Source organism: Geobacillus sp. LEMMY01 (assembly GCF_002042905.1).
Classification (GTDB): Bacteria; Bacillota; Bacilli; order Bacillales; family Anoxybacillaceae; genus Geobacillus; species Geobacillus proteiniphilus.
The window spans coordinates 38428-50934 of record NZ_MVKA01000025.1; the positions used below are offsets into that span (position 1 = coordinate 38428).

The 12507-nt window shown below is 52.6% G+C and carries 11 protein-coding genes, 1 other RNA gene and 1 pseudogene; 8 read left to right on the top strand and 5 right to left on the bottom strand.

The features are described 5' to 3' along the window. Positions 1-163: 163 nt before the first annotated feature. A complete protein-coding gene (locus tag B1A75_RS12695) occupies positions 164-1822 on the bottom strand; it encodes an IS1634 family transposase (RefSeq protein WP_074044844.1) in 1659 nt (552 codons plus the stop codon). Positions 1823-2541: 719 nt separating this feature from the next. On the opposite strand from B1A75_RS12695, the gene B1A75_RS12710 reads away from it, so the two are divergent. Next, positions 2542-4041: a carboxylesterase/lipase family protein gene (locus B1A75_RS12710; RefSeq protein ID WP_079936334.1), complete on the top strand. Its 1500-nt coding sequence runs from the start codon at positions 2542-2544 to the stop codon at positions 4039-4041. A gap of 32 nt (positions 4042-4073) precedes the next feature. Here B1A75_RS12710 and B1A75_RS12715 read toward each other — a convergent pair whose 3' ends face one another. The 3 genes from B1A75_RS12715 to B1A75_RS12725 all read right to left on the bottom strand — a co-directional run bounded on the left by B1A75_RS12715 (position 4074) and on the right by B1A75_RS12725 (position 5224). Further along, a complete protein-coding gene (locus tag B1A75_RS12715) occupies positions 4074-4289 on the bottom strand; it encodes a hypothetical protein (RefSeq protein ID WP_011232518.1) in 216 nt (71 codons plus the stop codon). A 249-nt stretch (positions 4290-4538) separates the two neighbouring features. Next, positions 4539-4925 carry a type II toxin-antitoxin system PemK/MazF family toxin gene (locus B1A75_RS12720; RefSeq protein ID WP_025949892.1) on the bottom strand — a complete coding sequence of 129 codons (387 nt, stop codon included), beginning with the start codon at positions 4923-4925 and terminating at the stop codon, positions 4539-4541. After that, positions 4925-5224 carry an AbrB/MazE/SpoVT family DNA-binding domain-containing protein gene (locus B1A75_RS12725; protein WP_025949893.1) on the bottom strand — a complete coding sequence of 100 codons (300 nt, stop codon included), beginning with the start codon at positions 5222-5224 and terminating at the stop codon, positions 4925-4927. The genes B1A75_RS12720 and B1A75_RS12725 overlap by 1 nt, the downstream gene beginning before the upstream one ends. Positions 5225-5408: 184 nt before the next feature. Between B1A75_RS12725 and secG the strand changes: the two genes are divergently transcribed. The 6 genes from secG (at position 5409) to ssrA (ending at position 10025) form a co-directional block, all read left to right on the top strand. Continuing rightward, positions 5409-5645: a preprotein translocase subunit SecG gene (gene secG, locus B1A75_RS12730; RefSeq protein ID WP_013144265.1), complete on the top strand. Its 237-nt coding sequence runs from the start codon at positions 5409-5411 to the stop codon at positions 5643-5645. Positions 5646-5719: 74 nt separating this feature from the next. Then, positions 5720-6460 (top strand): carboxylesterase, encoded by a 741-nt coding sequence (gene estA / locus B1A75_RS12735; protein ID WP_025949894.1) that lies wholly within the window; start codon positions 5720-5722, stop codon positions 6458-6460. 22 nt (positions 6461-6482) lie between these two features. Then, positions 6483-8759 (top strand): ribonuclease R, encoded by a 2277-nt coding sequence (rnr, locus tag B1A75_RS12740; RefSeq protein WP_079936335.1) that lies wholly within the window; start codon positions 6483-6485, stop codon positions 8757-8759. Between the two features lie 81 nt (positions 8760-8840). Continuing rightward, a complete protein-coding gene (smpB, locus tag B1A75_RS12745; RefSeq protein WP_013144268.1) occupies positions 8841-9308 on the top strand; it encodes an SsrA-binding protein SmpB in 468 nt (155 codons plus the stop codon). 148 nt (positions 9309-9456) lie between these two features. Then, positions 9457-9612, top strand: a complete 156-nt coding sequence (locus B1A75_RS19940; protein ID WP_014196709.1) for a hypothetical protein — start codon at positions 9457-9459, stop codon at positions 9610-9612. 61 nt (positions 9613-9673) lie between these two features. Next, positions 9674-10025, top strand: a transfer-messenger RNA (tmRNA) gene (ssrA, locus tag B1A75_RS12750). Positions 10026-10422: 397 nt separating this feature from the next. Here the strand turns inward: ssrA and B1A75_RS12760 are convergent. After that, positions 10423-11782: pseudogene (locus B1A75_RS12760) on the bottom strand (ISLre2 family transposase). Between the two features lie 170 nt (positions 11783-11952). On the opposite strand from B1A75_RS12760, the gene B1A75_RS12765 reads away from it, so the two are divergent. After that, the coding region (locus tag B1A75_RS12765; protein WP_483299636.1) for an FmdB family zinc ribbon protein at positions 11953-12507 on the top strand (555 nt) is incomplete at its 3' end.

Here is a 12507-nt window from a genome sequence, read left to right on the forward strand (position 1 = left end):
CTTTTTATTTATAATTACTATCATTTTATATTTTACTCACATTTCGCACCCTAACAGGGTTGAAAGAAAGAATTTTTTATTTAGTTTTTTAGAATAACTTTCCGACCAACACAACGAGCGATGGCAATCCTTTTTTTGCCATCGCTGGTCGTTCCGTATCACGTTACACGTAGATGCTCTCATCCATGCCCAATCCCTGCAGAATCCTTCGCTGATCAGGGGTGAGGGAGCGATCCAGTGAGCGTTGGATGCGCCCATCCGGCAGCTTGAACAGGACGACGTTCACATATTGAAACAGCTGAAAAATCGCCTGTCCCGTCGGCCGGGTCAGCTTGCGGCCTCCAGGACCCTTCAACGGGTGTTCTGGAGTAATAAACTGACGCACTCGGCGCTGAAAAACGCGGTAAATAGCCAAGGCCAACAGAAACAAATAGCCTAATACTGCGACCCGTTCTGGTTTTTTGACGTAAATCTCATCCGTGAAAAACGGATCTTTCAAAAAAGCGAAGTTCATTTCCACCGAGATCTGCCCTTTATATAGCTTCAAGATCTCTTGGGCATCCATGGGTTGGCCCTTCCATTCCTTCGGAACGGTCGTGACAAGGACAAACCGGGACGCTTTCCGTCTCGCCTGTTCCCACGCGTCTTGGTCGAATTCGACGTCAAGGTGCAAGAGATACAGCGTCTCCACCTCGGGTTCCGCCCCTTTTTTCGGCCGTCCGCGCCGTTTTTTCGGGCGTACGATCTCTTCGACCGCGGCCTCAACCCGATGAAACCGGGGGCGAAGGGACGCCTTGAGGGACGCCAAGGCTTGTTCGGCATCTTCCCGGCAGGAGAATGGGTGACGCTCCCAACGGGCTTGTTCCTCGCGAAGAAGCTCCGCTTCTTTGGTTCGTTCTTTTTCAAGCGTCTTTCCTTTTCGCTGGTCGAGCGCGCTCGATTCAACGACGATCAGCCGAACGGGGTGGCCTTCATACGTCGAGGCCGTTTCCCATACCCGGTACGTGGCGCCGTTTCTCTCCGCCAACGTAAAGGGATCGCTCCACGTCGTGTCCTGAGCATCCGCTTCAGCCAACGCCTGTTTCACGATCCGGAGCGACGAAGGGCCTCTCGTGATCAAAAAGGCGTTGGCCGCTTTGGTTTGCGCCAGGGTCTCTTTCGTCATCGCGGCGGAATCGGCCACGTAAATCCATTCGTCTTCGATTTTGGCCTGCTTCAGCTGTTCATGGACACGAGACAGCACCTCGGGATTCCATGTTTTATCGGGCAGGTTGCCATCGTGCACATCGCCGTAAAACGGGATGCCGTCCTCGTTGCCGACCAGTCCGAAACCGATCTGTTTTTGCCAACGATGATGGCGGTTGTAGCCATGTGTGATCTGTAAGGCCTCTAACGAGGCCGATTCATACGCGCCGTAAACGGTCTTGTCCGTCGTATCGGCGTGGAAGGCTCGGAGGGAAAGGCCTTCTTTGCGATAAATATGAATCAAGCAAGTGCTGATGACGTTGTGAATGCCAGCCTCATACAGGCGATCGAGATGACGGGCCAACGCATCGTCATTCAACTGGGAAGGATGGAGCCCGGAACGGATGAGTTTCTCACAATCGACCTCCTGAGCCCAATGTTCCAAGTGAACGAGGGCTTGCCGGCCGTCAAACACATTGTAGAGGATGGCCTGAACGGCATCGCTGACTCGCGTTTGGCACTGCGGATCGACGGGCACGAGATGGTCAATCAATTGAGGCAGACCCAGTTTCTTGAATAGGGCACTTATTATATTCAAATAAGAATTGCGATAGACCGCTTCGACTTGAACATCCATGAGAGAAAAACTCCTTCACTTTCCTTGTGTGTCAAGGATTCATTCGACATCGGAACGAAAAAATCCTCCCGATTTTCGTCGAGAGGGTGCGAAATGTGAGTTATACATTAATAATTATACGGATTTGGATATGAAAGGGGGATTTTTCACAATACTTGATAAAAATGACTTAAGTGAATCTTTTTTTCAATAGAAAATCCAGCGTATTTTGACTACAATAAGCGATTTGAAGAATTCATAGTTTCTAATCCTCAAAATGGAACTCTGCGATTAGTTAAAAACGGTAAAGTAGTCAAAAAAATTAAAGTTGGAGATAATTGTAGTATAGTTAAAGCGGTTCAAAAAAATAAACTTTACTGTAGATGAGCAATTTTCATTACAATATTTTCCATTAACAAAGAGACCAACCTACAGTTTATTAGTGAATTTGCTCAACTATATAGATGCAATTTGAAGCTTTACCATTTGCAGCTTTTCCCGAGTATTTGATCGACTGTCGGGCGACCGAACAACGCCGCTTAAGGTGATCGCGCCTAGAATCATCTTTTTCATGGCGCTGACTGTTTCGGCCGCGTCTATCTTTACTTTTGTGCATGGGCGGGGCACCTCTCTTTTGGACGCGGTATGAGAACCTCGCGTGCGGTCGCAAAACGATGGACGCAGACTGGCTGTTGGTTTATAATATTTTTGAATCATTTGAATATTCAGGAGGAAAGGGAATGGAACCAACCGTTGTCGAAACACGGTATGGACGGTTGCGCGGGGGGACGAATGAAGGCGTTTTCGTTTGGAAAGGAATTCCGTATGCGAAAGCGCCGGTCGGCGAGCGTCGGTTTCTTCCGCCGGAACCGCCCGATGCGTGGGATGGGGTGCGTGAGGCGGCCGCGTTTGGCCCCGTGGTCATGCAGCCGTCGGATCCGATTTTCAGCGGATTGCTCGGGCGGATGAGCGAGGCGCCGAGCGAAGACGGGCTGTACCTGAACATTTGGTCGCCCGCGGCTGATGGGAAGAAGCGCCCGGTGTTGTTTTGGATTCATGGCGGAGCCTTTTTGTTCGGTTCGGGTTCTTCGCCGTGGTATGATGGGACGGCGTTCGCGAAACACGGCGATATCGTTGTCGTGACGATCAACTACCGAATGAACGTGTTTGGCTTTTTGCATCTCGGTGATTCGTTTGGCGAAGAGTACGCCCAAGCCGGGAATCTCGGCATTTTGGACCAAGTGGCGGCATTGCGCTGGGTGAAGGAGAACATTGAGGCGTTTGGCGGCGATCCGGACAATGTGACGATTTTCGGTGAATCGGCCGGAGCGGCGAGCGTCGGCGTCCTCTTGTCGCTTCCGGAGGCGAGGGGGCTGTTTCGGCGCGCCATTTTGCAAAGTGGTTCGGGAGCGCTTCTCCTTCGTTCACCGGAGACAGCCATGGCGATGACCGAGCGTATTCTCGAGCGCGCCGGCATCCGCCTGGGCGACCGCGGCCGGCTCTTGTCGATTCCGGCCGAGGAGCTGCTGCGGGCGGCGCTGTCGCTCGGCCCAAGAATCATGTACGGTCCGGTGGTAGATGGCCGCGTATTGCGCCGCCATCCGATCGAGGCGCTCAACGACGGGGCGGCCAGCGGCATTCCGATTCTCATCGGCGTCACGAAAGACGAGTACAATTTGTTTACCTTGACGGATCCATCGTGGACAAAGCTTGGCGAAAAAGAACTGCTTGACCGGATCAACCGTGAAGTCGGGCCCGTGCCGGAGGCGGCGATTCGCTATTATGCAGAAACGGCGGAGCCGTCGGCGCCCGCCTGGCAAAAGTGGCTTCGTATCATGACGTACCGCGTTTTTGTCGAGGGGATGCTGCGGACGGCGGACGCCCAAGCGGTCCACGGAGCGGATGTGTACATGTACCGGTTTGATTATGAGACGCCGGTGTTCGGCGGCCAGCTGAAAGCATGCCACGCGCTCGAGCTGCCGTTTGTATTTCACAATCTCCATCAGCCGGGCGTCGCGAATTTCGTCGGCAATCGGCCGGAGCGCGAGGCGATCGCCAACGAAATGCATTATGCTTGGCTTTCGTTCGCCCGCACGGGCAACCCGAACGGCGATCACTTGCCGGAAGAGTGGCCGGCGTATGCGAAAGAGCGCAAGCCGGTGTTTGTGTTTGCCGCGGCAAGCCATGTGGAAGACGATCCGTTCGGCTGCGAGCGTGCGGCGTGGATGACGCGCGCATAAGGAAAAAGGAACGGCCAACCGCCGTTCCTTTGTTATTCGTTTGCTCCCGGTGAAGGAAGCCCGAACTGTTCCGCCAGCGCCGGGTCGCGGTCGATCGCCTCAAGCAGCTTCCGCATGACGTTGACGTCAAACGTAAAGTTCGCCCCGATCGGCGAGGTGACGAAAATTTTTCCTTTCTTCGCCTCCCGCGCCCGTTTGAATTGATAGCCGTCAATCGCGATGACGACTCGTTCGTCTGGTCTTGCCATTGGAGTCCCTCCAGTCGTTGCCGATTTGCTTTCATTGTAACTTATTTCGGCTGCGGACGACAATGATCATACCGCGCCCGAGGCATGGAGCGTCAAGCAGATGGAGGATGAAACGTTCCCCCATCTATGCAAAGGGGTAGAGGCAGGGAATTTTTTTGGCCCCCGCCCTTCGATTCAGCTGTCTTGCAAAGACAGGAAACGCAGTCTTTCCTTCAACACCGTTCCATTCTTCCGTTGCCTCCAGGCCGATCAAGTCAGATACGTTGCGATTTTTGCCAGGCATTCGTCAATGATTTCATCGATTTCCTCCATTTGAGCATCTTCCGGATTGTATTTTTTTAAAACTTTTAGATGACGGGCTTTCCAATCCAATGATTTGATTTGATCCGCTAAAATGACTCCTGTGATGGGATCGCCGCCGCCTTCAAGGAGTATTCCTCCTTTTGGCAAATCCACTTCAAACGGATAGCCTTTCTTCTGATTGGTGATTGGACAAACAGCCACAAATCCTGTTGCCTGATTGAATTTTTTAGGAGATAAAACAATGGCAATTCTTCTTCCTGCCTGTTCATGGCCAGCTTGTGGATGGAAGTTCAACACAACGAAATCTCCTCTTTCCGGTACGTCTGCGGGCATTAGATCAACTCACGTCCTTCTACCCCGAAATCCATCTCCTCATGTCGATTTTCAGGGGTAATTTGTGATATCAGTTCTTCCAGTGTGTATTTCTTCCGTGTTCTTTTCGGCTTTAATGTGATGATTCCTTCGTTTTCGATGACATGTAATTCCATTTCAGAACCTTGTTGAATCCCGATTTGGTCAGCCGCGTCTTTTGGGATGCGAATGCCCAAACTGTTCCCCCACTTTTGCACGATTACGGTAGACATATCATTCTCTCCTTTCCTTTTTGCGATGTTGTTTTGTTTTGAATTCATTCTATCATCTCCATCCTTAAATGTATATACACAGTATATACAAATTCACCAAAAATGATCACATGTTTCACAAAAAAGTGAATTTGTGCCTTTCGTCGTGTTGAGACAGGCCCGCCAGTTGCCGCCAACGGCGATCTATGGTATAGTGAAATTATTGCAACGTCGGTCGTTGGAGGTGTCAGGCATGCATGCCTTGCTTGTGACGCTGCTTGTCATTGTGTCGATCGCGCTGATCGCGGTTGTCTTGTTGCAGTCGGGCCGCAGCGCCGGGCTGTCGGGGGCGATCACTGGCGGCGCCGAGCAATTGTTCGGGAAGCAGAAAGCCCGTGGGCTCGATGCGGTGTTTCAGCGCGTCACGGTCGTGTTGGCCGTCTTGTTTTTCGTATTGACGATCCTGGTTACGTACGTACAGCCATCATAAGTCAAACATGGGGCGGTCCATAGAATGAAGGGCTGCCCTTTCTATTTCACACCAGAGAGGAAGGAGAGCCTATGATGAAAATTGTTCCGCCGAAGCCGTTTTTCTTTGAAGCCGGGGAGCGGGCGGTGCTGCTTTTGCATGGGTTTACCGGCAATTCCGCCGACGTTCGGATGCTTGGGCGATTCTTGGAATCGAAAGGGTATACGTGCCACGCTCCGATTTACAAAGGGCATGGCGTGCCGCCGGAAGAGCTCGTCCACACCGGACCGGATGATTGGTGGCAAGACGTCATGAACGGCTATCAGTTTTTGAAAAACAAAGGCTACGAAAAAATTGCCGTCGCCGGACTGTCGCTTGGAGGCGTATTTTCTCTCAAATTAGGCTACACTGTACCTATACAAGGCATTGTGACGATGTGCGCGCCGATGTACATCAAAAGCGAAGAAACAATGTACGAAGGCGTGCTCGAGTACGCGCGCGAGTATAAAAAGCGGGAAGGAAAATCAGAGGAACAAATCGAACAGGAAATGGAATGGTTCAAACAAACGCCGATGAAGACGTTGAAAGCTTTGCAAGAACTCATTGCCGATGTGCGCGCCCACCTTGATTTGGTTTATGCACCGACGTTCGTCGTCCAAGCGCGCCATGATGAGATGATCAATCCAGACAGCGCGAACATCATTTATAACGAAATTGAATCGCCGGTCAAACAAATCAAATGGTATGAGCAATCAGGCCATGTGATTACGCTTGATCAAGAAAAAGATCAGCTGCATGAAGATATTTATGCATTTCTTGAATCGTTAGATTGGTAATGGAGAAAGGAGGGGATGGCCAATGGATCATGTGTTGGCCGAACGCATTTTAACGTTTATGCGCGATGAGGCGTACAAACCGCTCACCGTCGAAGAACTGGAAGAAGCGTTTGGCATCGAGGATGCGGACGGGTTCAAAGAATTTGTCAAGACGCTTGTCGCCATGGAAGAGGAAGGTCTTGTCGTCCGGACGCGAAGCAACCGCTACGGCGTGCCTGAGCGGATGAATCTCGTGCGCGGCAAAGTGACCGGCCACCCGAAAGGATTCGCGTTTGTCACACCGGAGGAGCCGGGACTGGATGATATTTTCATCCCGCCGTCCGAATTGAAAAACGCGATGCATGGCGACACGGTGCTTGTGCGCGTCCAAGCCGATTCATCCGGGGCGCGCCGCGAAGGAACGATCGTCCGCATTTTGGAGCGTGGGGTGAAGGAAGTCGTCGGCACGTACACGGAAAGCAAATATTTCGGCTTTGTCATCCCTGATGACAAACGGATCGTCAACGATATTTTCATCCCGAAAAACGCGGCGAACGGCGCGGTCGAAGGGCATAAAGTGGTCGTCCGCCTGACGTCGTATCCAGAAGGGCGGATGAGCGCCGAAGGGGAAGTCATTCGAATTCTCGGCCATAAAAACGACCCGGGCGTCGACATTTTAGCGATCATCTATAAATACGGCCTTCCGCTTCAATTCCCAGAAGACGTGATCGAGCATGCCAACCGGGTGCCGGACGTCATTACGGAGAAAGATTTGGAAGGGCGCCGCGATTTGCGCGGTGAGATGATCGTCACGATCGACGGGGAAGATGCGAAAGACTTGGATGACGCGGTGACGGTGACGAAGCTTGAGAACGGCAACTATAAGCTCGGCGTCCATATCGCCGATGTGAGCTACTATGTTGAGGAAGGCTCGCCCATTGACCGCGAAGCGTACGAGCGCGGCACGAGCGTTTATTTGGTCGACCGCGTCATTCCGATGATTCCGCATCGGCTGTCGAACGGCATTTGCTCGCTCAACCCGAAAGTCGATCGGCTGACGCTCTCGTGCGAAATGGAAATCACCCCGCAAGGAGAAGTCGTCCGCCATGAAATTTTCCCAAGCGTCATCCGCACGGCGGAACGGATGACGTATTCCGATGTCAATAAAATTCTCGTTGACAAAGACGAAGCCTTGCGGGAAAAATATGCGCCGCTTGTGCCGATGTTTGAGCTGATGGCTGAGCTTGCTGACATTTTGCGGGCAAAGCGGATGAAGCGCGGGGCGATTGATTTCGATTTTAAGGAGGCGAAGGTGCTTGTCGATGAAAACGGCAAGCCGTACGATGTCGTCTTGCGCGAGCGGTCGGTCGCTGAGCGGTTGATTGAAGAGTTTATGCTGGCGGCGAACGAAACGGTGGCTGAGCATTTCCATTGGTTGAACGTGCCATTTATTTACCGTGTTCACGAGGATCCGAAGCCGGAAAAACTGCAGCGCTTTTTAGAGTTCATCACGAACTTCGGCTATGTCGTGAAAGGAACGGGCAACCAAATCCATCCGCGCGCCCTCCAGCAAATTCTCGAAGCGGTGCGCGGCGAGCCGGAAGAAATGGTGATCTCGACCGTCATGCTTCGGTCGATGAAACAGGCGCGCTATGACGCCGAGAGCCTCGGCCATTACGGCCTGTCGACCGAGTTTTACACCCATTTTACGTCACCGATCCGCCGCTACCCGGATTTGATCGTCCATCGGTTGATCCGGACGTATCTCATTAACGGCCAGATGGATCTTGACACCCAGCAAAAATGGGCGGAAAAGCTGCCTGAAATTGCGGAACACGCTTCCGATATGGAGCGGCGCGCCGTTGAGGCGGAGCGGGAGACGGACGATCTGAAGAAAACCGAGTTTATGGAAGACAAAATCGGGATGGAGTTTGATGGCATTATCAGCTCGGTGACGAACTTCGGCTTGTTCGTTGAGCTGCCGAACACGATCGAAGGCTTGGTGCACGTCAGCTACTTAACGGACGACTATTACCGCTACGACGAACGCCACTACGCGTTGATCGGCGAACGGACCGGGAAAATGTATCGCATCGGCGATGAAATCACCGTCCGCGTCATCAACGTCAACAAAGACGAACGGATCGTCGATTTTGAAGTCGTCGGCATGAAGGGACGCCGTCCGCCGAAAGCGAAAGCCGCTCCGGTCGTCATTGAAGGGAAAAAGCAAAAGAAAGGAAAAGCGAAGGCGGAGCCGAAAGCGCAAAGCGGCTCAAACCGCAGCGCGAAGGCGAAAAAGAAGAAAAAGAAAAAACGGTGAGGAAAAGCCGAACGGGCGGCTTTTCCTTCTTTTTCGTTTTTGGTAAAATAAGAAACGCTACGATGAGGAGGGGGAAAACGGATGCCGAAAGGCGAAGGAAAAGTGATCGCCCAAAACAAAAAAGCGCACCACGACTATTTCATCGAAGAGACGTATGAAGCCGGCCTTGTGCTGCAAGGGACGGAAATCAAATCGATCCGCAACGGCCGGGTGAATTTGAAAGATTCGTTCGCCAAAGTGGAAAAAGGGGAAGTGTTTCTCCATAACATGCATATCAGCCCGTACGAACAAGGCAACCGCTACAACCATGATCCGCTGCGGACGAGAAAGCTCCTTTTGCACCGCCGCGAAATCAACAAGCTGATCGGCTACACGAAAGAGCAAGGGTATACGCTCGTGCCGCTCAAATTGTATATCAAGAACGGCTTTGCCAAAGTGGAGCTCGGGGTGGCCAAAGGAAAGAAAAAATACGACAAACGGGAAGACATGAAGCGGAAAGAAGCGCAGCGCGAAATCGAGCGGGCGTTCCGCGAGCGGCAAAAACTATAGAGGGTTGGTGATTCAAAGAAAAAACGGGAGATCCCAATTCTTTTTCTATTAGAGAAACCCTGTTGGATCGACATGCCTTTCTCGTCCAGCGCCGCCGATCTGGGTGCAAAACCCGTTTTTCACCAGCCTTATAGGGAGTCGGTGGTGTATGGGAAAAACAGTTCTCAATCGAATCTTCTCAAGTGGAGAAGCATTGAAACATCGGCTCTTCTTTCCTGGCGAACTCCATCGCTTTGGCAAAAATGACCGTTTTTCACCGGGGTTGAAAACATTCCCATTGAAAATGCGCATCGCCATGGTATAATAAATAATGCAACAGCCAGTTATCCATCGCTTACGCTATTCCGATCTTTCTTCGCCATCGCGGGGACGATCCGGATTCGACAGGGGTAGGTCGAGCTTAAGCGGCGAGCCGAGGGGGACGTCCTCGTAAAAACGTCACCTAAAGATAACTGGCAAACAAAACTACGCTTTAGCTGCCTAATTGCTGCAGCTAGCTCCTCCCGCCATCGCCCGCGTGGCGTTCGAGGGGCTCATATGAAGCGGGCTACGCCCAAATCCGCTGCCTGAGGATGAGGGAAGAGACGAACCAGGCTAGCCGCCGGGATGCCTGTCGGTAGGCGGAACGGACGGCGAAGCGAAATATACCGACTACGCTCGTAGATGCTTAAGTGGCGATGCCTCTGGACGTGGGTTCGACTCCCACCGTCTCCATTTCCAACATCCGAACGGTTCGGATGCGAAATCGTGAAACCCTTGATGCGACCGCGTTTGCGGTCGTTTTTCATTTTTGGGGAATCCTAAAGAAATCGATAGAATCCGAAAAAATTTTGCACGGATTTTGCACGGCATTATCGGGCATTATAGAGCTCTGTCATGGTCGCGTCTACTTGGCGCGACTCTTTTTGTTCCATTTCATCCATGATGTGTGACCCGAGTTCGACAGTCACTAGGCAAACAAAAGAGTCAGCCAAGACTTTGTGGAGAACATTTTTTCGGTTCACTACGGGCGTTGTCAATCACTAGTTAGTGATCCATTTTCGGGAATGGATATCGTAAGCGCTTTCGGACTCTCATCCCTCATCTTTGAGGTGATGATATACTATTCCATTTTTTACAAACAACCGCCATCTCGGAGCGCCGACAAGGCTTGATGGATCGGCGTCCCGGATGACTGCTGCAGACACGGTAGATTCTGACGCACCACATCTGCCCACAACCGTCCGGCCTTCCGTTTGGCCTGTTCAACCCGCTTGGACGTTGTTGAGGACGAAACGGCCGGCCGGGGCTCCTCCTCCCGCCGTCCCTTTCTCCACCCGATCCCGTCGATTCAGGCTGCCATCGCCCTCAGAAACGCCCGAAGCCCTTGGTCTCTCCAGCTGCAGCGGGATTTCACCCGATGCGCAAACCGGCTCATCACGCTCTCCGCGTGGCCCATCGGACGCATGCCGGTCGTCTCCCCCCCTTGCTCCGACAGCCACTCCCGATAGTCCCGGAGGCATCCCGGCATCGACTCGATCCGGCGGATCATGGCAGCCAGCTGTTGTTCTTTCGCTTCGTCCTCCAACGTGCCGACCGCGCTGTTCAGCTCCACGAGAAGCCCTTCTTCGTCTTGTTTCGCCAGCTTCTTCCGCACGTCCCGCCAACGCGGATGGCCGGACAGACACTGACGCAGCTCCCGCGCCACATGAAATCGATCCAGCTGAAAGCACGCCCGCTTCCCAAAATACTCCCGGCAGGCCGTGATCCACGCCGCCGCGTCGCCGTTGATGACCAACAGGTCTCGGCACGGATCATAGGCATATTCCTTCATCAGCCACTCCTCAAACCGCTCCCACACGTCCCCCGTCCCTTCATGGAGGTAGTGGCGCCGGTTCACGAGCTCGAGCTGCGACCCGTTTCGTCTCCATTCCTCGTGAACCGCCAAGATTTTCTCCTCTTTCGCCCGTTTCCCTTTCCCCTGGCGGGAAACAGAGTCCTTCCTCCTCCACAAACAGCACCCGGCCCTGCCGTTTGGAAACAGGGTGGTGCAGCGAGACAGGGGCCTCCAGCACCAACTGGCGAATCGCCTCGTGGCTGAGGACCGCATACCCCACGATCGACTCCAGCGTGCGAGCGGCTTTGCGGTAGGAAGAGCACTCTACGGCCAACTCGACCGCTGTTTCCTCGAGGCAAGGGCTGATCGACTGCGCTCCATCAAAGCCCAGTTCGGCATCCAGCAAGAACGTATACGCCCCCGTCTGCCGATCATAGTAGTAGTTCCGTCGAAACGTCACTTCTCCAAACAGCGTTTGGATCGTAGTCGGCCGTTTGTCTTTCAGCTGATGCCGGCGCTTGTCCCGCGCTTCCGCCAGTTGTTGATCGATCTCCTCCAAAAGGGCGGCCAACAAGACAGCGAACACCTTTTGAAGAGTTCTGACTAATTGCTCCTCCAGCTCTTTGAATAAAGGCCATTCTGTGGTAAGATGTTTCATGGACTCTCTCCCTCCTGTTTTCGGGGTATTGTCAAAAGTTTATCCTCCACACTCACGGTTTTCTCTTGAGTTTCAACGGTTGGAAGAAAAAAAGCTTGCCACCCCCGTTGTTTTCGGCCATCATTGAGGTAACCACACACTCAACAGCCAAAACAAAGGAGTGACAAGCTTTGTTACCTCAATTATTAGCCTATTTGCTCGAAATAATCAAGACCCAATATCAAATCATTGTGTATTTGATGGGTGTGATATTGGGAAAATCCTTGAATCTCGAGGACTTGGACGAACCCATCCAAAAGCCGTACCGGAAACTTCAGGTCGATGACCTTCCGATCATCGATGTGCCGGAAACCCTTGATTACCGGAAGCTGTTGGCGGACTACGAAGCCCAGCACGGACGTCCTTTACGGCCCATCCAGCGCCGCGCGAAGGCGAAACACCGTGTTCCGGATTCGTTGACCTGCCCTCGCTGCCAGGCTCCCTCTTCTTACCTGTACGCCAATAACGGCGGAAACGGGCAATACCAATGCAAAGTGTGCCAGTGCCGGTTCAACCACCGAAATCGGTTCACCAAGCAAGCGGTCTTTCGCTGCCCGCACTGCAAAAAGACGCTGGAAAAAATCAAGGAACGCAAAGAATACMACATCTATAAGTGCAAGAACAACGATTGCCCGTTTTACCAGGCCAACCTTCGCCGGATGACCAAGAAGGAGCGCCAACAGTTT